General features: G+C 61.9%; 17 protein-coding genes and 1 tRNA gene. 14 read left to right on the top strand and 4 right to left on the bottom strand.

Features of this window, described 5'->3' with window-relative positions; all coding sequences use genetic code 11:
* Nucleotides 1-22 precede the first annotated feature (22 nt).
* The 8 genes from AB7A72_RS04475 (at nucleotide 23) to AB7A72_RS04510 (ending at nucleotide 7,459) form a co-directional block, all read left to right on the top strand.
* The gene (locus AB7A72_RS04475; RefSeq protein WP_239812210.1) at nucleotides 23-661 is read left to right on the top strand and encodes a trimeric intracellular cation channel family protein; all 639 of its coding nucleotides are present in this window, start codon (nucleotides 23-25) and stop codon (nucleotides 659-661) included.
* Between the two features lie 31 nt (nucleotides 662-692).
* Nucleotides 693-1,244 (top strand): DUF1439 domain-containing protein, encoded by a 552-nt coding sequence (locus AB7A72_RS04480; RefSeq protein ID WP_369459137.1) that lies wholly within the window; start codon nucleotides 693-695, stop codon nucleotides 1,242-1,244.
* Between the two features lie 208 nt (nucleotides 1,245-1,452).
* Nucleotides 1,453-2,457: a sulfate ABC transporter substrate-binding protein gene (locus tag AB7A72_RS04485; protein WP_312409223.1), complete on the top strand. Its 1,005-nt coding sequence runs from the start codon at nucleotides 1,453-1,455 to the stop codon at nucleotides 2,455-2,457.
* 72 nt (nucleotides 2,458-2,529) lie between these two features.
* A complete protein-coding gene (gene cysT, locus AB7A72_RS04490; protein WP_239812207.1) occupies nucleotides 2,530-3,402 on the top strand; it encodes a sulfate ABC transporter permease subunit CysT in 873 nt (290 codons plus the stop codon).
* A gap of 12 nt (nucleotides 3,403-3,414) precedes the next feature.
* On the top strand, nucleotides 3,415-4,380 hold the full coding sequence (cysW, locus tag AB7A72_RS04495) for a sulfate ABC transporter permease subunit CysW (RefSeq protein ID WP_239812206.1): 966 nt from the start codon (nucleotides 3,415-3,417) through the stop codon (nucleotides 4,378-4,380).
* A gap of 23 nt (nucleotides 4,381-4,403) precedes the next feature.
* Complete coding sequence (locus AB7A72_RS04500) at nucleotides 4,404-5,537, top strand: sulfate/molybdate ABC transporter ATP-binding protein (protein ID WP_369459138.1); 1,134 nt, start codon at nucleotides 4,404-4,406, stop codon at nucleotides 5,535-5,537.
* Nucleotides 5,538-5,669: 132 nt separating this feature from the next.
* Nucleotides 5,670-6,167, top strand: a complete 498-nt coding sequence (locus AB7A72_RS04505) for a disulfide bond formation protein B (RefSeq protein WP_369459139.1) — start codon at nucleotides 5,670-5,672, stop codon at nucleotides 6,165-6,167.
* 218 nt (nucleotides 6,168-6,385) lie between these two features.
* On the top strand, nucleotides 6,386-7,459 hold the full coding sequence (locus AB7A72_RS04510; protein ID WP_239812203.1) for an alcohol dehydrogenase: 1,074 nt from the start codon (nucleotides 6,386-6,388) through the stop codon (nucleotides 7,457-7,459).
* 100 nt (nucleotides 7,460-7,559) lie between these two features.
* Here AB7A72_RS04510 and AB7A72_RS04515 read toward each other — a convergent pair whose 3' ends face one another.
* A complete protein-coding gene (locus AB7A72_RS04515; protein WP_239812202.1) occupies nucleotides 7,560-7,880 on the bottom strand; it encodes an FHA domain-containing protein in 321 nt (106 codons plus the stop codon).
* Nucleotides 7,881-8,419: 539 nt separating this feature from the next.
* Between AB7A72_RS04515 and AB7A72_RS04520 the strand changes: the two genes are divergently transcribed.
* From AB7A72_RS04520 to AB7A72_RS04530, 3 genes are all read left to right on the top strand, one after another.
* A complete protein-coding gene (locus tag AB7A72_RS04520; protein ID WP_239812201.1) occupies nucleotides 8,420-8,599 on the top strand; it encodes a CsbD family protein in 180 nt (59 codons plus the stop codon).
* 34 nt (nucleotides 8,600-8,633) lie between these two features.
* Nucleotides 8,634-9,020 carry a PRC-barrel domain-containing protein gene (locus tag AB7A72_RS04525; RefSeq protein WP_373449083.1) on the top strand — a complete coding sequence of 129 codons (387 nt, stop codon included), beginning with the start codon at nucleotides 8,634-8,636 and terminating at the stop codon, nucleotides 9,018-9,020.
* 269 nt (nucleotides 9,021-9,289) lie between these two features.
* A tRNA-Arg gene (locus AB7A72_RS04530) sits at nucleotides 9,290-9,366 on the top strand.
* A 194-nt stretch (nucleotides 9,367-9,560) separates the two neighbouring features.
* Here AB7A72_RS04530 and AB7A72_RS04535 read toward each other — a convergent pair.
* The 3 genes from AB7A72_RS04535 to AB7A72_RS04545 form a co-directional block, all read right to left on the bottom strand.
* Nucleotides 9,561-11,378, bottom strand: coding sequence for a M14 family metallopeptidase (locus tag AB7A72_RS04535; RefSeq protein ID WP_407064951.1), 1,818 nt, complete (start codon nucleotides 11,376-11,378; stop codon nucleotides 9,561-9,563).
* 208 nt (nucleotides 11,379-11,586) lie between these two features.
* Nucleotides 11,587-12,699, bottom strand: coding sequence for an endonuclease/exonuclease/phosphatase family protein (locus tag AB7A72_RS04540; protein ID WP_369459142.1), 1,113 nt, complete (start codon nucleotides 12,697-12,699; stop codon nucleotides 11,587-11,589).
* Nucleotides 12,700-12,814: 115 nt separating this feature from the next.
* The gene (locus AB7A72_RS04545) at nucleotides 12,815-14,593 is read right to left on the bottom strand and encodes a DEAD/DEAH box helicase (RefSeq protein WP_239812196.1); all 1,779 of its coding nucleotides are present in this window, start codon (nucleotides 14,591-14,593) and stop codon (nucleotides 12,815-12,817) included.
* Nucleotides 14,594-14,847: 254 nt separating this feature from the next.
* On the opposite strand from AB7A72_RS04545, the gene ettA reads away from it, so the two are divergent.
* The 3 genes from ettA (at nucleotide 14,848) to AB7A72_RS04560 (ending at nucleotide 19,830) form a co-directional block, all read left to right on the top strand.
* A complete protein-coding gene (ettA, locus tag AB7A72_RS04550) occupies nucleotides 14,848-16,509 on the top strand; it encodes an energy-dependent translational throttle protein EttA (protein ID WP_230778157.1) in 1,662 nt (553 codons plus the stop codon).
* Between the two features lie 63 nt (nucleotides 16,510-16,572).
* A complete protein-coding gene (locus AB7A72_RS04555) occupies nucleotides 16,573-18,612 on the top strand; it encodes a DUF1631 family protein (protein ID WP_369459143.1) in 2,040 nt (679 codons plus the stop codon).
* 195 nt (nucleotides 18,613-18,807) lie between these two features.
* Nucleotides 18,808-19,830, top strand: coding sequence for a tripartite tricarboxylate transporter substrate binding protein (locus tag AB7A72_RS04560; RefSeq protein WP_312451336.1), 1,023 nt, complete (start codon nucleotides 18,808-18,810; stop codon nucleotides 19,828-19,830).
* The last annotated feature ends 6 nt before the right edge of the window (nucleotides 19,831-19,836 follow it).

The raw sequence follows: 19,836 nt of genomic DNA on the forward strand, positions 1-19,836 counted from the left end.
CCTTACCTTGCTGCCCATGGCCATGGACACACCGCACATCATCGACACTGCGCGCCAGGTGCTGGAGATCGCGGCGACGATTGCGTTTGCGCTGTCCGGCGTAATCAAGGCGGCGCACAAGAAACTGGATGTCGTCGGTGTCTGTGTGGTGGCGTTCGTGGCTGCTTTTGGCGGCGGCACCTTGCGTGATCTGCTGCTGGACCAGCGGCCGTTTTTCTGGGTGCGGCAGGAGACCTTTGTCTGGGTGATCCTGGGCATCAGCCTGCTGGCCATCGTATTTTTGCGGCAGCGCCACTTTGCTTTGACCGAGCGGGCCATGCTCTGGCCCGATATGCTGGGCCTGGGCCTGTTTGCTGCGGTGGGGGTGGACATGGCCGCCGAGCAGGGCCTGCCCGCACTCATCTGCGTGATGATGGGCGTGATCACCGGGGTGTTTGGCGGGGTGCTCCGCGATGTGATGTGCGGCGAGATTCCGCAGGCCTTCCGTGACCACCAGCCCTATGCTGTCTGTGCCTTCGTCGGCGGTTGGGTGGATCTGCTGCTGCGCAGCTCGCCCGTGCCCGAGATGGCGCCGATGCTCGGCTGTGTGCTGGTCACCGCAGGCTTGCGGGCGATTGCGCTGTGGCGGCATTGGCGGCTGCCCAGTTGGCGGGTGGAGTGAGCGAGATGGAAGCAACAGAAGGGATGCAGGCATGGGGAAAAAATGGACATGGTCACTGCTGGTGCTGCTGGCCTTGGTGGGCAGCGCGGTCATCTGGTACCTGGCGGGTAAAACCTACGAGATACGCATCAGCCAGGCGCAGTTGGAGCAGAAGCTGGCCGAGCGCCTGCCGCTGACGCAGCGCTATCCGCTGGTCTCTGTCACCATGGCCCAGCCAAGGGTGCATTTGAAGGAAGACAGCGAGCGCGTCGACTTTGGTGTGAACATGACGGTCAACACCCATTCCAGCGGCACGCAGCTGTTGGGTGCGCAGATCGATGTGTCTTCCTCCCTGCGCTATGACGCCGAGCGCGGGGCGGTCTTTCTGGACCAGCCGGTGATGGACAGGCTGGTGGTGCAGGGCCTTGATGAGCGGCGCACGGCGATGGCCCAGGTAGCGCTGGAAGCGGCGATGGCCTCGTACCTGGCCCAGCAGCCGATCTATACGCTCAATGCTTCCGACACGCGCCAGCGCCTGGCGCGCATGGCGGTGCGCGATATCAAGGTGGACAAGGGCGTGCTGGTAGTCATCCTGGGGCTGTGAGCCCGCCAGGTTCTGCACCATTGGCTGCACCGGGCTGAGCGCGGTGCCGGGCGTATGGCGCACAGGCCGCCTGAAGACCGGCGGCAAGACGCTTGCCTGATTCCTTTATTCTCAAAACGCCATAAATTAACAAAAATATATTCGTTTGAGTTTTAAGTACAAAAGTCCACAATTTGCAACATCACTTCATACGAACGGGTAGCAGAACATGAAACTGGGTGGATTGAAATCTTTGGTGGTTGCCGCAGCGGTGGTGGCCAGTGGCTCGGTGCTGGCACAAAACCAGCTGCTCAATGTTTCGTACGACGTTGCCCGCGAGTTCTACAAGGACTACAACGCGGCCTTTATCGCCCACTACAAGAAGACCAAGGGCGTGGATATCAAGGTGGACCAGTCCCATGGCGGCTCCAGCGCCCAGGCGCGCGCCGTGTCCGAAGGTCTTGCCGCCGATGTGGTGACCTTCAACACCACGACCGACGTCGAGTTCCTGGCTGAAAAGGGCGTGGTTGCCAAGGATTGGACCAAGAAGTTTCCCAACGATGCATCGCCCACCACATCGACCATGCTTTTTCTGGTGCGCAACGGCAACCCCAAGGGCATCAAGGACTGGGATGACCTGATCAAGCCTGGTGTGCAGGTGGTGGTGGTGAACCCCAAGCTGGGTGGCAATGGCCGCTACGCCTATCTGGCCGCCTGGGGCCAGGCCCGTGAAAAGGGTGGCTCGGATGCTGATGCCCAAGCCTACATCAGCAAGTTGTACAAGAATGTGCCGGTGCTGGCCAAGGGCGGGCGCGATGCGACTGCTGCCTTCCTGCAGCGCAATGTGGGCGATGTGCTGATCACCTTTGAATCCGAGGTGGTTTCCATTGACCGCGAGTTTGGCAAAGGCAAGGTGGATCCGGTCTACCCATCGGTGAGCATCACTGCGGAAAACCCGGTGGCCGTGGTGGAACGCACGGTCGAGAAAAAGGGTACGGCCGAGCTGGCCAAGGCCTATCTGGATTACCTCTACTCGGATGAAGGGCAGGAAATCGCTGCCAACCATGCCATCCGCCCCCGCAGCGAAGCGGTGCTGAAGAAGCACGCCGACGTGTTCAAGCCGATCAAGCAGTTCACCGTGGCCAAGTACTTTGGCAGCCTGGGTGAGGCGCAGAAGACCCACTTTGGAGATGGCGGCTACTTCGACAAGCTCTTCACCGAGCCCAAGAAGTGATGAGCCGGCAGCAGCGCCCGCCAGCCGGGCGCTGACTGCGCATTTCCCGTAGATTTTTGCCGATCGGAATCCATGTCAGCTGCCATCACTGCTCCGGCGAATGCCGTGCCCAGTGCCAAACGCCGTAGTGCCAAACGCGTACTGCCAGGCTTTGGGCTCACTCTGGGCTACACCATTTTCTACCTCAGCATCATCGTGCTGATCCCGCTGGCCACGTTGTTGTTCAAGACCTTCGAGCTCAGCTGGGACCAATTCTGGACAACGATCTCCGCCCCCATTGCCGTGGCCGCCTACAAGGTCACCTTCGGCGCATCGCTGATCGCGGCGCTGGTGAACCTGGTGTTCGGCATGCTGATCGCATGGGTGCTGGTGCGCTACCAGTTTCCCGGCAAGAAGATCGTCGATGCGCTGGTCGACCTGCCGTTCGCGCTGCCCACCGCTGTGGCCGGTATCTCGCTGACGGCATTGCTGGCGGACAACGGCTGGATTGGCCAGTATTTTGCGCCCCTGGGTATCCAGCTGGTGTTCAACCGCGTAGGTATCGTGTTTGCGCTGATCTTCATCGGCCTGCCGTTCGTGGTGCGCACGGTGCAGCCGGTGCTGGAAGATTTTGAGAAAGAGCTGGAAGAGGCCGCCGGCAGCCTGGGTGCGTCGCGCTGGCAGACCTTCTACAAGGTGATCCTGCCTGCGATCGGCCCGGCGTTGCTGACCGGCTTTGCGATGGCCTTTGCGCGCGCAGTGGGTGAGTATGGCTCGGTCATCTTCGTCTCCAACAACATCCCGATGGAGTCGCAGATCACACCATTCGTCATCATGGCCAAGCTGGAACTGCACGACTATGCCGGTGCCACTGCGATTGCGATGGTGATGCTGGTGATCTCCTTCGTGCTGCTGCTTCTCATCAACGGCCTGCAAAGCTGGCAGCGCAAGCGTTCGGGGGCCTGAACCATGCCAACCATGTATCTCGTATTGATTGCCATCGTCGTGGTGGTGCTGGGCACCGTGCTGGCGCGCTACCAGTATGTGGCCCGCCATGTGCCTGAAGTGCAGAGCACCGTGACGGAGCCGCGCTGGGTGCGCTGGACCCTGACCGGTATTGCGCTGGTCTTCATGCTGCTGTTTTTGCTGCTGCCATTGCTGGCGGTGTTCTTTGAGGCGCTGCGCAAGGGATGGGACGTCTATGTGAGCGCGCTGACCGAGCCTGATGCCTGGTCGGCCATCAAGCTGACCTTGATCACTGCATTGATTGCCGTGCCGCTGAACCTGGTGTTTGGTGTGGCAGCCGCCTGGGCCATTGCCAAGTTCGAGTTCAAGGGCAAGGCCTTGCTGACATCGCTGGTGGACCTGCCTTTCTCGGTGTCCCCTGTCGTGGCGGGCCTCACCTATGTGCTGCTGTTTGGGGCCAATGGCTGGTTTGGGGCATGGCTGGAGGCCCATAACCTGAAGGTGATTTTTGCGGTGCCCGGCATTGTGCTGGCCACTGTGTTCGTCACCTTCCCGTTCATTGCCCGTGAGCTGATTCCGCTGATGCAGGCCCAGGGCAATGACGAAGAGCAGGCAGCCATTGTGCTGGGGGCTTCGGGCTGGCAGACCTTCTGGCGCGTGACCCTGCCCAACATCAAATGGGGTCTGCTGTACGGCGTGATCCTGTGCAATGCGCGCGCCATGGGCGAATTTGGTGCGGTCTCTGTGGTGTCGGGCAGCATCCGCGGCCAGACCAATACCATTCCGCTGCATGTCGAGATTCTGTATGCCGACTTTCAGTCTTCTGCAGCCTTTGCGGTGGCGTCGTTGCTGGCCCTGCTGGCGCTGGTGACCCTGGTGCTCAAGTCGATCGCCGAGTGGCGCGCCGAGAAAGAGCACAAAGAGGCAGCCAGTCTGCCACCCGAGCGTCCGCGTGATGACAGCGCAGCCACGGCATAAACCCGGTATTTTCGAGGTCGGATATGAGCATTGAAATCCAAAACATTTCCAAGTCGTTTGGCAGCTTTAAGGCGCTCAATAACGTCAATCTGGGCATCCAATCCGGTGAACTGATTGCGCTGCTGGGCCCGTCGGGCTGCGGCAAGACCACCTTGCTGCGCATCATTGCCGGCCTGGAGTCTGCTGACCAGGGCACGATCCAGTTCAGCGGTGAGGACACCACCGATGTGCACGTGCGCAACCGCAATGTGGGCTTTGTTTTTCAGCACTATGCGCTGTTCCGCCATATGACGGTGTTCGAGAACGTGGCTTTTGGCCTGCGCATCAAGCCCCGCAAGGAGCGCCCGAGCGAAACCCAGATCCGCGAAAAGGTCATGAGCCTGCTCAAGCTCGTGCAGCTGGACTGGATCGCGGACCGCTATCCCTCGCAGCTGTCGGGTGGCCAGCGCCAGCGGATCGCGCTGGCCCGGGCGTTGGCGGTGGAGCCCAAGGTGCTGCTGCTCGACGAGCCCTTTGGCGCACTCGATGCCAAGGTGCGCAAGGAGCTGCGCCGCTGGTTGCGCCGTCTGCACGATGAGCTGCACGTGACCAGCATCTTCGTGACCCATGACCAGGAAGAAGCGCTGGAAGTGGCGGATCGTGTGGTCGTCATCAACAAGGGCCAGATCGAGCAGGCGGGCACGCCGCAGGAAGTCTGGGACAGCCCGGCCAGCCCCTTTGTTTATGGCTTCCTGGGTGACGTCAACCTGTTCCGAGGCCGTGCTACCGGTGGCCATACGGTGGTCGAAGGCGGCGTGCAGATCGATTCGCCCGAGCTGGCATCGGCCAACAATGCCCAGGCACTGGCCTATGTGCGGCCCCACGAGCTGGACGTGGAGCGCTACTCGCCCGGCCAGGAAAAGGACGCCGATGGCCGCCAGCGCGGCATCGTGGCCCAGCTTGACCGTGCGATTGTTGTCGGCCCCATCGCCCGTCTGGAACTTATTGCCGTTGGCGGGCACCAAGCCCCAGGTGCCGAGGCTTCGGACAGCGACAAGCTCATTGAGGCGCAGATTTCTGCGCAACAGTTCAAAGCCATGGGCCTGAAGGAAGGCGAGACGCTGGTGGTGACACCGCGGCAAGCCCGAGTTTTTCTCGATCAAGCGGCCAATATCTAGCGCCTGACGCTCGCGCCTGCGCCTGAAGCTGTGAGACCCGGTTCTGCCCTGTGGGCGGGCCGGTTTTCTGGTTTTGGGCTCCTGCAGGTCTGTACGCGTAAGATGGCGGGATTGGCAGCATAAGGACATGACTTGAACTGGATCTGGAACGCACCGCGCCGCACCTTGGCGCTGATTTTTGTGGCCTGCGCGGCCATGATGGCTTTTGGCATGTATTTGCAGCACGTGGTAGGGCTGGAGCCTTGTCCGATGTGCATCGTGCAGCGCTACTGCCTTATTGCGGTCGGTGTATTTGCGCTGCTGGGCAGCCTCAAGCCGTCGACGGCCGGTTGGTGGAAGAGTTTCGGTGGCCTGGCGCTGCTGTTTTCCGCCTTCGGCGCATTCACTGCAGCGCGCCAGAGCTGGCTGCAATGGAACCCGCCAGAGTTCGCGACCTGCGGGCGCGACTTCTACGGCATGATCGAGAACTACCCGATCAGCCGTTCGCTGCCGATGATTTTCCGTGGCTCGGGCGATTGCACCGCCATCGACTGGACCTTCCTGGGTCTGTCGATTGCCAACTGGTCCTTCCTCGCTTTTACCGCTTTCAGCATCGTGCTGCTGCTGGCCTTGTTCAAAGCCAAGCGCTAAGCCTTGTCGCTCTGCATGCAAACGCCCCTTTTGAGGGGCGTTTTTCATGGCGGCGCAGAGCAGGGGACAACGCGCCAGGCCTTTATCGCCAATGCGACTGGTGTGCGCGATAGCCAGCTTGTGCAGAAACAACGCGGCACTAATATGCTGATCTGTCAGGCAACGAAAGGGACAGCCAGTCCCGGCCCAGTACAAGCAACAAGCAATAAGGAGATCGCATGATCAGCTATGACGTCACAGGCTTTGGTGAGCCCCTGGTGCGCAGCGAGCGCCCCACCCCCGTACCGACCGGAGACCAGGTGCTGGTGCGTGTCGAGGCTGCGGGTGTCTGCCACTCGGACCTGCACATCTGGCATGGCGAGTACGACCTGGGCAATGGCAAAAAGCTGTCCATGGCCGACCGTGGCATGAAGCTGCCGTTGACCCTGGGCCACGAGATTGCCGGTGAGGTGGTAGCCATGGGCCCGGACGCCAAGGGCGTCGAGATCGGCAAGCGCTATGTGGTCTTCCCCTGGCACGGTTGCGGTGAATGCAAGGTCTGCAAGCGCGGTGATGAGAACCTCTGCCTGGCCGGCAAATCGATGGGTGTCTACCAGAACGGTGGCTACGCCGACCATGTGCTGGTCAACCATGCCTACTACCTGGTGGATATCGGCGATATGCCTGCCGAGCGAGCCGCCCCCTATGCCTGCTCGGGCCTGACCACCTACAGCGCGATCAAGAAGATCGATCCCCAGGTCTTCAAGGATGAGAAGATCGTGCTGTTTGGCGCCGGCGGTCTGGGGCTGATGGCCATCCTGCTGATGAAGGCCATGGGTGGGGCCGGTGTGGTGGTCGTCGAGCCCGATGCCAGCAAACACGCGGCAGCGTTGAGCGCAGGCGCCGACGTGGTCATTGATCCCAAGTCGCCCGACTTCATCGCCCAGGTCAAGCAGGCCGCTGGCGGCGCAGTCTGGGCCATCATCGACTGCGTGGGCTCCAGCCAGACCGTGCAGCAAGGCATCGATATGCTGACCAAGGGCGGCCATCTGGTGCAGATCGGTCTGTTCGGCGGCCATGTGGATCTGCCCACCCCCACGCATGCGATCCGTGCCATCACCTACCAGGGTACCTATGTGGGCAACCTGGGTGATCTGCGTGAACTGATCGCGCTGGTGCGCGACAAGAAGCTGAACCCCGTGCCGACCACCTGCATGCATTTCAGCAAGGCCTTCTCCGCGCTGGTGGCGCTGGAGCAGGGCAAGGCGGTAGGCCGTCTGATGCTGACCCCCAACGAGGAAGCGGTGGCCTGAGACCCTGACCACTGAATCGGGCGGGCGGAGTCCAAGCCGTCAGCCACCATGCAAAAAGTCCGCACATGCGGACTTTTTTCGCTGGGTGGCAGGCAGGCAGTCAGTCTTGTGTTTCCAAGCTGGGCACGGAGCCGGACTTCACCACGATGTCGAAATTGCCGACAGAGACCTGGTCTCCGGCATACAGCACCTGGCGCTTGACCCTGCGGCCATTGACAAAGATGCCATTGGTGCTGTCATGGTCCTCCACCATCAACAGACCGATGTAGTAGCTGAAGGCGCCGTGGTCGCGGCTGATGCTCGGGTCGCTCAGGAACAGACCGCTGCTCGGACCTCGGCCAATGGCCGTGCAACCGCGCTCCAGTTGGATAGCGCGGGGAGGGGATTGCAGATCAGAACGAACAAGGATTTCCGGCAACATGGTGAGCTCCTGAAGGAACTGGCTATTGAAAAGTCTGAACGGATTATGCATCTATTATTGGTTCAGATTCGATAAACATTGCCAATCATTGTCATAGCTGTGCGTATTTTGCAGAAACTATGAAAAAAACCAAACAAAAATAAAAAATCTAAAAGATGGGTGGGCGATTGTAGGGGGTGCTACTCATCTGGTGTGCCGGGTGTGTGTCAATCCCCACTGATTTGCTCGGCAGCGTGGGCTGATCGTGGCACGCGTTGGCCTGCGGTGCGCCTCATGGTGTTACGGCATCCAGTGGATCAAGCCGGTTAACCGAGACCTGCCGCTGAATGCGCATGAGGTAGTGCGCGAGTGTTCAGGGTGAAGCGTATGCAGTGCTTTCCGGACGGGCGCTTGAAGGCGCGCATTCCGAGCAACTCCAGCGAGGCCTGTAAGCCTAACCCCACTGTCTAACAAGTTGTGCACCTAACTTCTTCCATCGCGTTGCGCGCTATCGTTGACCTATCCCAACGTTGCGCTGCAACACCACTGAAGGAAAACGCATGAACAAGAACCAAGTCGCGGGTGCCGTAAAAGATGCTGCTGGCAAGGTGCAGCAGAAGGTCGGCGAAGCAGTCAACAGCCCTGAGCAGCAGGCCAAGGGCATTGCCAAGCAGGTCGAAGGCAAGACCCAAAAAGCAGCGGGCCATGTGCAAGAAGCGGTCCAGGACACTAACAAGTAACAAGGAGTTGATGATGCAATCCAAATCTATGTTGATGCTCGGCGCTTTTGCCATCACGATGGCTGCGGGCACTGCTTTCGCGCAGACACAAGTGCCAGTCGCAGGTGGCGTCAAGCTGGGTGTAGAGCAGACCGAAATCCAGGCGGTCGCCACCGGTTGGAGCCTGAAGAAGTCGGTGCTCGGCAAGAACGTTTACAACGAAGAAGGCAAGTCTGTCGGCAAGGTCGACGACGTGATCGTTGCACCTGACAAGGCCGTCTCTTACGCCATCATCGGTGCCGGCGGCTTCCTGGGCGTTGGCAAGCATGATGTCGCCATCCCCGTGGGCCAGTTCCGTGTGCAAAATGACAAGATCACTTTGCCCGGTGCAACCAAGGATGCGCTCAAGGCGCTGCCCAAGTTTGAGTACGCGAAGAAGTGATAGCTGCCCGGAGGCAGATATCCTGGAAAGCCCCGCAAGGGGCTTTTTGCGTTGTAAGCCTTCAGCCATTTTGCGCAAAGGTTCCGCAGTGGCAGCCGTGCGATCCATCTTTTGCCTTGACCACGCCTGCGCTGAAGTTGGAGCCGATGATTCAGTGCATAATGACGCCCAGTCATAAAAAAAACAAAAACGGCCCTTGCGGAGCGCTCCGCAAAACCAGGGTCTCAGGTTGCGTCCTTCACGGCAAAATACCTTCATAAATCAAGCATCTGCCCGTAGCTCAGTTGGATAGAGCAACAGCCTTCTAAGCTGTGGGTCACAGGTTCGATCCCTGTCGGGCAGGCCAAACTCCTCGGCTGTATTGAGTCCCTGCCAGACTGCAACATTGCATTCCCCCCATAGCAGGGCAGTCACGTCGCATCGAGTCGTGCCTTCAATGCACAAATAGCAATGCCCGCAGTGCGATCACACTGCGGGCATTGTCAATTCCGACCCAACCATGCATCGATCCAAGCATGGCCGAAGAGGGCAGGGCAGCGCTTACTCGGTCTCTTCGTAAACCAGCGAAGGGTTGTTCATCGAGCGAGCCACATCGTTGAGGCCGGCGATGATGTGGTTGGCGAAAAAGCTGCTTTGGGTATCTGGCTCCAGGGCCGCAATGGCCACATTGGCCAGCGACTGGTTCAGTGGAACGTAGTAGCTGCCCTCGGGCACATCGATGGCAACGCGCTCCAGGCCGACCTTGACCCGCTCTACGCTTTGCTGTGCCGGGCCCAGTACATCGCTTTTGGCATTGCTGCTGCGTTCTTGCTCCTGGTAGGTATCGGCCAGCAGGTTGCCCGGTTCGGCGACGCGCAGCACCTGCAGCCCCAGCGCGCGGAGCTTGTCGACCGCATCGGTGGCACTGCTGGCCAGCCAGTATCCGCAAGGGCGAGCACGCTTGGGGCCAGGGCTGAGCTTCACCGAGGAGTGCCAGTCCACTTCCTGCTGCATGTCCTCACCCGTTTGCGGATCGAGGAAGAGAACGCGGCGCTTTTCGGTGGTCTGCTTCGCCTCCAGCGTGAACTCACCTCGGCACGCCTGGGAGGCGATGTCGCGGTTGACGAAGGTGCGCACCTGCTCGAGCTCCTTGGTGCGCTGAGCGGTGGTCTCCAATGCAGACGCCAGTGCCACATACTGCGCATGCACGCGGCGCTGGATGTGCGCGCGGCCAATTCCGACACCGCGCGTCTCGATCAGCATCGTGGTGGCGTTCTTGAGCGCGTTCACGTTGCGGCCGGTGTCGGGGCGTACGCCGCCCATCGACAGCGACAGGTCCTGCGGATCACGGGTAGTGGTGTAGTACCAGTTGGTCGCCAGCCCTTGCTCGGTCAGCGCCTTTTGGATCGGCAGCAAATACCATTCGTTGGCCGCCTTGCTGACGAACTCATGGACATTGGCGGTCGTCGGGGGCTGGAGAAGGGCGTCATAGCGCTGCACGCCCTTGAACTTTTCCAGGTAGCGGCCGGCGACTGTGAACTCATGGGCATCCAACACTGCCAGGGGCCGGTAATTCCGGCTGAGCTTGGCAAGGGCCTGGGCTTCCGGCGTCTGCAGCAGCAGGTGGTCGCGGTTCATGTCTAGGCCGTTGGCAGTGGTACGCCGTCCGGTGGCAGCCCCATCCGGATTGGCACGTGGCACCAGCAGTACGTTGATCTTGTCGAGGACCGCCGACAGCGGGCCTTGTTTCAAATCCTGCGCCAGGGCCAGCAGCGCTTCGCTGCCGGCGGGCTCATCACCATGCTGCTGGCCAATCAGCAGCACGGTAGGGCGCTGGCTTTGGTCCAGGTCGTGCAGGCTGGTGCTGGCAGCGCGGGTCAGCAGCAGCGCCAAAATGGGCTGGCCTTCCTGGGAGGTGCCGGCTGTGACCAGCTCGGTCTTGGTGCCGGACTGGTCTGGCGTCGCCAGCTGGCGCAGCCACTGGCCCAGTTCGGCATTGCTGGTATAGGTGGTGCGGCCCGCACTCAATCCAGGGGTGATGTAGTTGCGTTGGGGATCGGGAAATCGGGCAGCGACTTCGTCGCTCTCCTTCCATCCGCTCAAAGGACTGCCCTGCAGGGGCACCGTTTCAACCGGGGTTGACACCACGCCGGGGTTGCTGATGCCCGGAATCTGCACCGGGCTGGGGCCACTGGCCGGCCGGGTCGTGACCGTGCCCGGCGCCGGTTGGCCGCCGGCTATCGGCGTGCTGTTCCAGGCAGGCAGCGGCGTGCTCGAGCACGCGCTCAGCGCAAGCGCTGCCGCAATTACGGTCAGGCTGGTCCAGGCGGGCATCGTGCGCTGGGTGGTTGGGGATGCTGCGTCGGATTTCATCATCATTGTCGTGCGTGACGAATCACGCCCCTCCTGAAAAATACGTTGCCATTATGCAAAGCTATGCACGGCTTTCACGTAGGATGGGTGCGAAACAATAAGTTTCCGAGCGTAACTGGCGCACGCTGATCCGCCGCCGTAGTGTGCGCCGCAGTGCCGACCTCCAGAGAGGAATCGGCGCGGCTTGCAGTCGTTTGCATTGGACGCTATGTTGCTAGGCCCCATCACTGGGCCGCTCGAAAGTGCCTGCCGTCTCCAAATCCGGGGCTACATCCCCGGGCGCGGCGCCAGGTACCGGCGCCTGCATGCGCAGCAATGCGCGAACAAATCCATGGTCGGAGCGGCTGCGGTCGCGCCCTTCATGCAGGTGGTCGTTGAAGTAATCCACGCGGCGTACATCGCCCACCGCATGGCGGCTGCGCGGATCGAACTCCTCGCTGACCAGCACCTGGTCCAGAACGGCCGGCGCCCCCTGGTGGATATGGGAGTAGGCCACGTCTTTTTTCAGCGCCGCATCGCCCAGCAGATCGAAGGCATTGAACAGCGCGCGATCACGGGCCTTGCGGTCATAGGCCACTTCGGCGCTGGCCGAGATCATCTGCGTGGTGACGCTGTCGGGCGTGTCGTTGAAATCGCCCAGCACCACCAAGGGCATGCGGGTGTGGCGCAGCAGGTCGATGACCAGGCAGCGCAGCGCCGTCGCTTCCACGCCCCGCATCACCAGCGAGCGCAACGAGGCGAGTGCGGCAATCTTGGGGTTGTCGCGGTCTTCCAGAGGGTTGCCGTTGGCATCGAGCAGGAACTTCGGGCGTTTGGATTTGAGATGGCAGGTCAGCACCGTCAAGACCTGGCCACGCTTCATCTGCAACGTGGCCACGAGCGGGGGACGCTCAAAACGCGTGTGGACGCCCAGCCCCGGAATGGGCTGGCCCAGCCCGGCAGGAAAGTCGGTGAACGAGCGCGTGGCCAGCACCTTCAGGCGGGTGGCCAATCCCACGCGCGGGGTGCCGCTGGCGCCTGGCCGGCCCTCGCTGTTTTCTGCGCCGGGCACAGCCGCATAGTGGTAGCGCAGACCGCTGGCGGCCAGCGACTGAGCAAAGGCAGCCTCGTCCCAGACTTCCTGCACCGCCAGAATGTCGGCATTCAGCGCCTGAAAGCGGTCACCCAGCCATTGTGTTTTGCGCTCGTACTGGGCCCGGGTGTAGGGCGCCTGGTTGGCGTAGAACTCCCGCTCAGGCAGTGCCAGATTGAGAACATTGCAGGTGGCCACCGTCAAGGTGTCGGGTGCCAAAGTGAGCGCTGCAGGGTGGGCAGCGGAAGAGGGCATAGAAAAAGGCCGCATGAAACTCGCTTTCGAATGCGGCCTAACCCTAGCGGAAGTGGGCGTCCAAATCAACTGCCATCAGCGATGACAGTTGGGATTCGTCCCCACTTCACGCTGCTTATCGCGAGAACGAGTGGTTGCGGCCACCTCGGCCAGCACCACCGCCGCCGCCATTGCGGTTGCCACCGCCGAAGCCGCCACGGCGGCCGCGTTCGGCCATGCTGTCCACGCTGGTGCGCATCGGATCGGGCTGTGCCGCGCCGCTGCGGCGGTGGTCACGGCCATCGACCGTGCCGCCAAACTGCGTGCCCAGGTGGGCATCAGCGCGGGGCTGGCGTTCGCTGTCCTGGCGGGGGCCACGGGCAGCACCAGCGCCGCCTTGGCGCGGGCCTTGCGACTGGCGTTGTGGGCCGCGTGCCTCACCCGATGGGTGGCGTGGGCCTTGGCGGCCGTCGCGGCGTGGTGGGCGCTGCTCGCGGCGTGCCTGGTCCATGCCTTCGCCGCCAAAATCAGCACCGCCTTCGGCGCGTTCACCGCGTGGCCCGGGGCTACGCTTGGCATTGCCACCGCGCTGGCCACCACCTGCGTTACCGCCGCCGGGGCCGCGTGCCACCTTGTTGGTACGCACGCGTTCCATCATTTCCTGGCGCGCAGCCTTGGCCGCTGCCTGCATCACATCACGGCCAGGGGCCTTGCCCGCGCCGCCCCAGATGGTCTGGCGGCCCATGGCGATGGGCTCGGCCTTTTCGCCTTCTTCAGGGCCAAAGCCTTCGAGCACCTGCACAGGGATGTCCTGCTTCGTGAAGCGCTCGATGTCCATCATGAAGCCTTCTTCATCCATGCACACCAGGCTCACGGCGTTGCCTTCGCGGCCCGCGCGGCCGGTGCGGCCAATGCGGTGCACGTAGTCTTCCGAGACATTGGGGATTTCGTAGTTGACCACGTTGGGCAACTCGTCGATGTCGATACCGCGCGCTGCGATATCGGTGGCCACCAGCGCACGCAGGTCGCCGGACTTGAAGCCTTCCAACGCCTGGGTGCGGGCGCTTTGGCTCTTGTTGCCGTGCAAGGCCATGGCCGAGACGCCATTCTTGCTGAGGTATTCGGCCACGTTGTTGGCGCCGAACTTGGTGCGGGTGAAGACCAGCACCTGGCTCCAGTTGTTCTCCTGCACGATGTGCAGCAGCACCTGCTTTTTCTTGCCGCGGCCCACCGGGTGGATCACCTGCTTGATGCGCTGCACCGTGGTGTTGCGCGGCGTCACCTGGATGGACTGGGGATTCTTCAGAAGGCCGTTGGCCAGCTCGCGGATCTCATCGCTGAAGGTGGCGGAGAACAGCAGGCTTTGCTTGTCCTTGGGCACCAGGGCCAGCACCTTCTTCACGTCGTGGATGAAGCCCATGTCCAGCATGCGGTCGGCTTCGTCGAGCACCAGGATCTCGACCGTGGACAGGTCCAGAAAGCCTTGTTGCTGCAGATCGAGCAAGCGGCCAGGTGTGGCCACCAGCACATCCACACCCTTTTTGATGCGGTCGATCTGGGGGTTCATGCCAACGCCACCAAAGATGACAGTGGACTTGATGTCCAGGTGTGCAGCGTAGAGGCGCACATTTTCTTCCACCTGGGCGGCCAGTTCGCGGGTAGGGGCCAGGATCAGGGCGCGGATGGCCTTGTTGCCCCATTTGTTGAGGCTGCCTTGGGACTCGGTCAGGCGCTGCAGCATCGGCAGCGTGAAGGCGGCCGTTTTGCCGGTGCCGGTTTGTGCGCCGGCCAGCAGATCGCTGCCTTGCAGCACCAGCGGGATAGCCTGGGCTTGGATGGGAGTAGGCGTGTCGTAGCCTTGTTCGCGCACAGCCTGCACAATGGCAGGTGCCAGATTCAGTTCTTCAAAGTTCATTGGATCAGATGCGTCCAACCTGGACGCTGGGTATCGGCCTCGTCTAAGCAATTTTTTGGAATAATTGCAGCCAGTCAGATAGGCAGATGGGTTCAAAGAGGGAGCCCGGAACTGTGTCCATCGTCCCCAGCATAAGCGCTGAAGTCCTAGGCAACTGGAGCCTTTGACTGCAGGTATTGTCGCATGCACCGATAATCCCAGGGTGGCCGCGATCAAAAATCGCATATTTTTTTACTGATTTACCAAAAGAACACATGGCTCAATACGTTTTTTCGATGAACAACGTCACCAAGACGGTTCCTCCGAAGCGACAGATTCTGAAGGGTATTTCTCTGAGCTTCTTCCCGGGCGCCAAGATTGGCGTGCTGGGTCTGAACGGTTCGGGAAAGTCCAGCTTGCTCAAGATCATGGCAGGCGTCGACAAGGAATTCGAAGGCGAAGCGATCCCGATGGCAGGCCTGTCGATCGGCTATCTGCCGCAAGAGCCCCAGCTCAACCCCGAGCACACCGTGCGCCAAGCGGTGGAAGAGGCGATGGCTGAGGTCAACAACGCCAAGGCACGCCTGGAAGAGGTCTACGCCGCTTACGCCGAAGAAGACGCCGACTTCGATGCGCTGGCTGCCGAGCAAGGCCAGCTGGAAGCGGTGATCGCCGCTGCCGGCACCGACTCCGAGCACCAGCTGGAGATCGCTGCAGACGCGCTGCGCCTGCCTGCCTGGGATGCCATCGTCGGCCAGCTGTCCGGCGGTGAAAAGCGCCGCGTGGCGCTGTGCAAGCTGCTGCTGTCCAAGCCTGACATGCTGCTGCTCGACGAGCCGACCAACCACTTGGATGCCGAATCGGTGGATTGGCTCGAACAGTTCCTGCACCGTTTCACCGGCACCGTGGTGGCCATTACCCACGACCGCTACTTCCTGGACAACGCGGCCGAGTGGATTCTGGAACTGGACCGTGGCCACGGCATTCCCTACAAGGGCAACTACTCCGACTGGCTGTTGCAAAAGGGCAACCGCCTGGAGCAGGAGCAAAAGGGCGAAGAAGCCCGTGCCAAGGCGCTGAAGAAGGAGCTGGAATGGGTGCGCCAGAACGCCAAGGGGCGCCAGGCCAAGTCCAAGGCCCGTATTGCCCGCTTTGAAGAGCTGAGCGACTACGAATACCAGCAACGCAACGAAACGCAGGAAATCTTCATTCCTGTGGCCGAGCGTCTGGGCAGCCGCGTCATCGAGTTCAAGAATGTGTCCAAGGCCTTTGGCGATCGTCTGCTGATTGACAACCTCAGCATGAACATCCCTGCGGGCGCCATCGTCGGCATCATCGGCCCCAACGGCGCAGGCAAGTCCACGCTGTTCAAGCTGATCGCCGGCAAGGAGCAGCCTGATTCGGGCGAGGTCGAAATCGGTCAGACCGTGAAGATGGCCTTTGTGGACCAGCACCGTGATGCGCTGGCCAACGACAAGACCGTGTGGGAGGACATCTCCGGTGGTCTGGACATCATCAACGTGGGCAAGTTCCAGATGGCCTCGCGTGCCTATGCGGGCCGTTTCAACTTCAACGGCCAGGACCAGCAAAAGAAGGTCGGCAACCTCTCCGGCGGTGAGCGCGGCCGCCTGCACCTGGCCAAGACCTTGATCCAGGGCGGCAACGTGCTGCTGCTGGACGAACCGTCGAACGACCTGGACGTGGAAACCCTGCGTGCACTGGAAGACGCGTTGCTGGAATATGCGGGTACAGTATTGGTCATTTCCCACGACCGCTGGTTCCTGGATCGCATCGCGACCCATATCCTGGCGGCGGAAGGGGATAGCCAGTGGGTATTTTTTGATGGAAACTATCAGGAATACGAGGCAGATAAGAAGAAGCGGTTGGGAGAAGAAGGGGCGGCACCCAAGCGGATGCGCTACAAAGCCCTGAAGTAAACCCACACCGTACGCCCGTCGCTTTACAGAAGCGGCGGGCGTTTTAACTGGGAGAGGTGAAGCGTGGAGCAACGGGCCGTATCGGTATTTGACACCTGTCTGGAGCAGGCATTGCAGGAGGCGGAGCCTTTGATGGCCGCCATGGTCAATGCTGCATTGGCTTCCCTGGCTGCGCAATTGTCGTCTTACAGCAACGCTGAAGATCAACAATTGTTGCGCCACGCGCAAGGCCAGCTCGCCAGCAAGAAGGCACAGCTGCCGCTCGCGTATGCGCTGCGTCTGCGCCAGGCCGTGTTTGCCATTGCCGAAGGCAAACGTGAGGACTACCACGCCCAGATGAGCAGCCAGGGCCTGACCGATGGCCTGCCCGGGGACCGCAATGCGCTGCGTGCCCAGATCGAGTGGGGACGCATGCAGATCAACCTGCTGCAGCAGACCGAGCAGAGCCTGACAGGCCTGGAGCGCGTCTACCGCCCGTTGCGCAAGATCACCCGTTACTGGCGCAATGGCAATCCGTTGCACCATACCGTCTACCTTGACAGCCTGCAGGCCACGTTGAGCGATGTGGAGATGTCTGCAGACGCCACGGCGCTATTCTTGCCGGACATGGTGGGCGTCATGGCGGACCACCTGCAGACGAACTACCAGCGCATCATGACCTTGGCGATGAACAGCTATGCCGAGCTGCTGGCCAGGGCCGAACTCAAGCGCCGCGCTGCCAAGGACAACACCCGCAGTTTTGTGCAGCGGATCAAGACACTGTTCGACATCCCCGCGCATTGTCCTGTGGGTGCCGTCAGAGCCTACAAAACCCTGATCCCGGTGATGGAGCGCATGGCCGCCCAGGATGCATCGTTCTGGAGTGATTCCGACCACCCTGCGCGCGTGCTGGTGCAGACCATTGTCGACAAGGCCACCGTGCTCAAGGAAGAGGGGCGTGCGCTGTCCGATCCGCAGTTTCCCCAGCTGGTGAGCGAAACCGTAGAAACGCTGTCGGCTCTGGCCCAGCCCAGGGCCGGGGATTTTGCCCAGGCGCTCAGCCGCTTCGGGGTGCGGCTCAAGCCCCGCTTGTCGTCTGCGCTGCAGGATGTCGATGACTCCGGTTACGCCAGCAGCATGCTGCTGGAGAGCCAGTGGGGCGCATCAGGGTTGATCAGCATCAGCCCCGAGTCTGATTGGGCGCAACTGGCCCAGATGCAGGCAGAGCGTGATGCCCCGGTACCGCCCACCCCGCAAGCCGTGCCATTTCGAGCCCCGGCGGCAGGCGCATCCGTGGCATCTGCCGCACCGATCACGGTCCCAGCCGCCACGGACGACAGCGCCTCGGCCAGCCTCGAAAAGATCGAGGCCGACGTGATGCTGCGACTGGCAACCAGTCTGCACAGTTTTGATGTGGATCCCGCGCTGCTGGCGGCATTGACGGGCGCCTGGCCCAAGGTGCTGCAGCAGGCGGCCGAGCGCTCGGGCATCTCGTCATCGCATTACCGCGCCTACCAGGAGGCGGTGGACGATGTGCTGGCGCTGGCCGGCGCCAATGCCAGCGCAGGCATGCACCACGATGCGGACATGCTGATCCCCTCGCTGCTCACGCGCCTCAAGGCTGGGCTGACCAGCATCGGGTGGATGCCGGAGCGCATTGCACCGGTGCTGACCGCCGTGGCGCAGATGGCGCCGAGCGCGCTGGTCGAGCTGCAGATGGTGCAGGAAGAGGGGCTGCACCCGGCGCCCGCTGTGGCACGCCCCCTGCCGGCTTCATCGGCGGCCGCTGGCGTGTCGCCTGCGCCCTCTCCTTCGGCATGGGCACAGCTGCCCGATGCCGTCGATGCGATTGGCGAGGATGAGCCCGCGATCATCGTGACCGGCTCGATGCTGGATGCGCCCAAACCCGATAGCGTGGGGCTGTGGATTGGTGGCAAGCGGCTGGAAGCCGGTGTCTGGCTGGAGTTTTTGGGCCAGGGCGGTGGCTGGGTGCCCAAACAGCTGAGCTGGACCAATGCGCGCTCGACGATGTTCCTGTTTGTCGCCAGCGGAGGCGCGAGCCAGTCAATCACGCGCCGCATGCTGGAGAAGCTGGCGCAAGAGCAGGCCGTGCGGCCGGTCTGAGATCCTTGTACGGCTCTTCGGACCTTTGCACGCCGTGCAAAGGTCATAGCGTCTCAGGCGCACGCCGCCGTGGCACAATCTTGCGGTTTGGGGTGATCAGCCCCGAAGGTCTGCCGCCGCATCAGGCTGCAGCCGCTACAAGCCTATAAGCCAACCGCCTGGATGTGCTCAGCGTCCAGGTGCCAAGGAGACACCATGAGCCCCTCTTCGTGCAGCCGCATCGCGGCCGCCTGCATGCCCTCGCGTCGTCACGTGCTGGCCGCCACCCTGCTGGGTGCCGCCGCGCTGCTGCCCCTGGCCTCGCAAGCCGCAGACCCCAAGAAATACCCCGAGCGCGCCGTGCGCGTGGTGGTGGGCTTTTCTGCCGGCGGCACCACCGACGTGGTGGCACGCATCATGGCCAAGGAGCTGACCGCCGAGCTGGGCCAGTCCTTCGTCGTGGACAACAAGCCAGGCGCCGGCAGCAACATCGCCACCGAGCAAGTCGCACGTGCCGAGAACGACGGCTACACCTTGCTGTTTGTCGCGGTCACCAGTGCCATCAACCAGACCCTCTACCCGAAGGTGCGCTTTGACCTGGAAAAGGACTTTGCACCGGTCGCGCTGGGCGCCAAGGTGCCCAATGTGCTGGTCGTGAACCCCAGCGTGCCTGCCAACAATGTGCAGGAGCTCATCGCCTTTGCCAAGGCCAACCCCGACAAGGTCTCCTATGCGTCGTCGGGCAGCGGTACCTCGATCCACATGGCCGGTGAGCTGTTCAAGCTGCGCACGGGTCTCAAGACCCAGCACATCCCTTACAAGGGCAGCTCGCCTGCGCTCACCGACCTGATGGCCGGCCAGGTGCAGTTCATGTTCGACAACATGCCTTCGGCCTGGCCCCATGTGAAGGCGGGCAAGCTCAAGGCGCTGGCGGTTACCACCACCAAGCGCTCGCCCACCGCCCCCGATCTGCCGACGATGGAAGAAAGCGGGATCAAGCCTTTTGACGTTTCGTCCTGGTTCGGCCTGATTGCACCGGCTGGCACGCCACCTGAAGTGGTGGCAAAGCTCAACGCCGCGATGAACCGCGCCTTTGACAAGCCCCAGGTCAAGGAAGCCTATGAAAAGCTGGGCGCCGTGGCCGAGAAAAACACGCCCGAGCAGTTTGGCGCCTTCATCAAGTCCGAAGTGGCGGCCTGGGCGCCGGTCGTCAAATCCTCGGGCGCGACCGTGGATTGAGCCGGG

Origin of the sequence: Comamonas sediminis (genome assembly GCF_041107495.1) — a bacterium.
GTDB classification, from domain to species: Bacteria; Pseudomonadota; Gammaproteobacteria; order Burkholderiales; family Burkholderiaceae_C; genus Comamonas; species Comamonas sediminis.

What these genes read in the sequence shown, in the direction of transcription:
- AB7A72_RS04475 (WP_239812210.1), top strand. Translation starts at nt 23, where the DNA reads ATGGACACACCGCACATCATCGACACTGCGCGCCAGGTGCTGGAGATC.
- AB7A72_RS04480 (WP_369459137.1), top strand. Translation starts at nt 693, where the DNA reads ATGGGGAAAAAATGGACATGGTCACTGCTGGTGCTGCTGGCCTTGGTG.
- AB7A72_RS04485 (WP_312409223.1), top strand. Translation starts at nt 1,453, where the DNA reads ATGAAACTGGGTGGATTGAAATCTTTGGTGGTTGCCGCAGCGGTGGTG.
- cysT (WP_239812207.1), top strand. Translation starts at nt 2,530, where the DNA reads ATGTCAGCTGCCATCACTGCTCCGGCGAATGCCGTGCCCAGTGCCAAA.
- cysW (WP_239812206.1), top strand. Translation starts at nt 3,415, where the DNA reads ATGTATCTCGTATTGATTGCCATCGTCGTGGTGGTGCTGGGCACCGTG.
- AB7A72_RS04500 (WP_369459138.1), top strand. Translation starts at nt 4,404, where the DNA reads ATGAGCATTGAAATCCAAAACATTTCCAAGTCGTTTGGCAGCTTTAAG.
- AB7A72_RS04510 (WP_239812203.1), top strand. Translation starts at nt 6,386, where the DNA reads ATGATCAGCTATGACGTCACAGGCTTTGGTGAGCCCCTGGTGCGCAGC.
- AB7A72_RS04515 (WP_239812202.1), bottom strand. Translation starts at nt 7,880, where the DNA reads ATGTTGCCGGAAATCCTTGTTCGTTCTGATCTGCAATCCCCTCCCCGC.
- AB7A72_RS04520 (WP_239812201.1), top strand. Translation starts at nt 8,420, where the DNA reads ATGAACAAGAACCAAGTCGCGGGTGCCGTAAAAGATGCTGCTGGCAAG.
- AB7A72_RS04525 (WP_373449083.1), top strand. Translation starts at nt 8,634, where the DNA reads ATGCTCGGCGCTTTTGCCATCACGATGGCTGCGGGCACTGCTTTCGCG.
- AB7A72_RS04535 (WP_407064951.1), bottom strand. Translation starts at nt 11,378, where the DNA reads ATGATGATGAAATCCGACGCAGCATCCCCAACCACCCAGCGCACGATG.
- AB7A72_RS04540 (WP_369459142.1), bottom strand. Translation starts at nt 12,699, where the DNA reads ATGCCCTCTTCCGCTGCCCACCCTGCAGCGCTCACTTTGGCACCCGAC.
- AB7A72_RS04545 (WP_239812196.1), bottom strand. Translation starts at nt 14,593, where the DNA reads ATGAACTTTGAAGAACTGAATCTGGCACCTGCCATTGTGCAGGCTGTG.
- ettA (WP_230778157.1), top strand. Translation starts at nt 14,848, where the DNA reads ATGGCTCAATACGTTTTTTCGATGAACAACGTCACCAAGACGGTTCCT.
- AB7A72_RS04560 (WP_312451336.1), top strand. Translation starts at nt 18,808, where the DNA reads ATGAGCCCCTCTTCGTGCAGCCGCATCGCGGCCGCCTGCATGCCCTCG.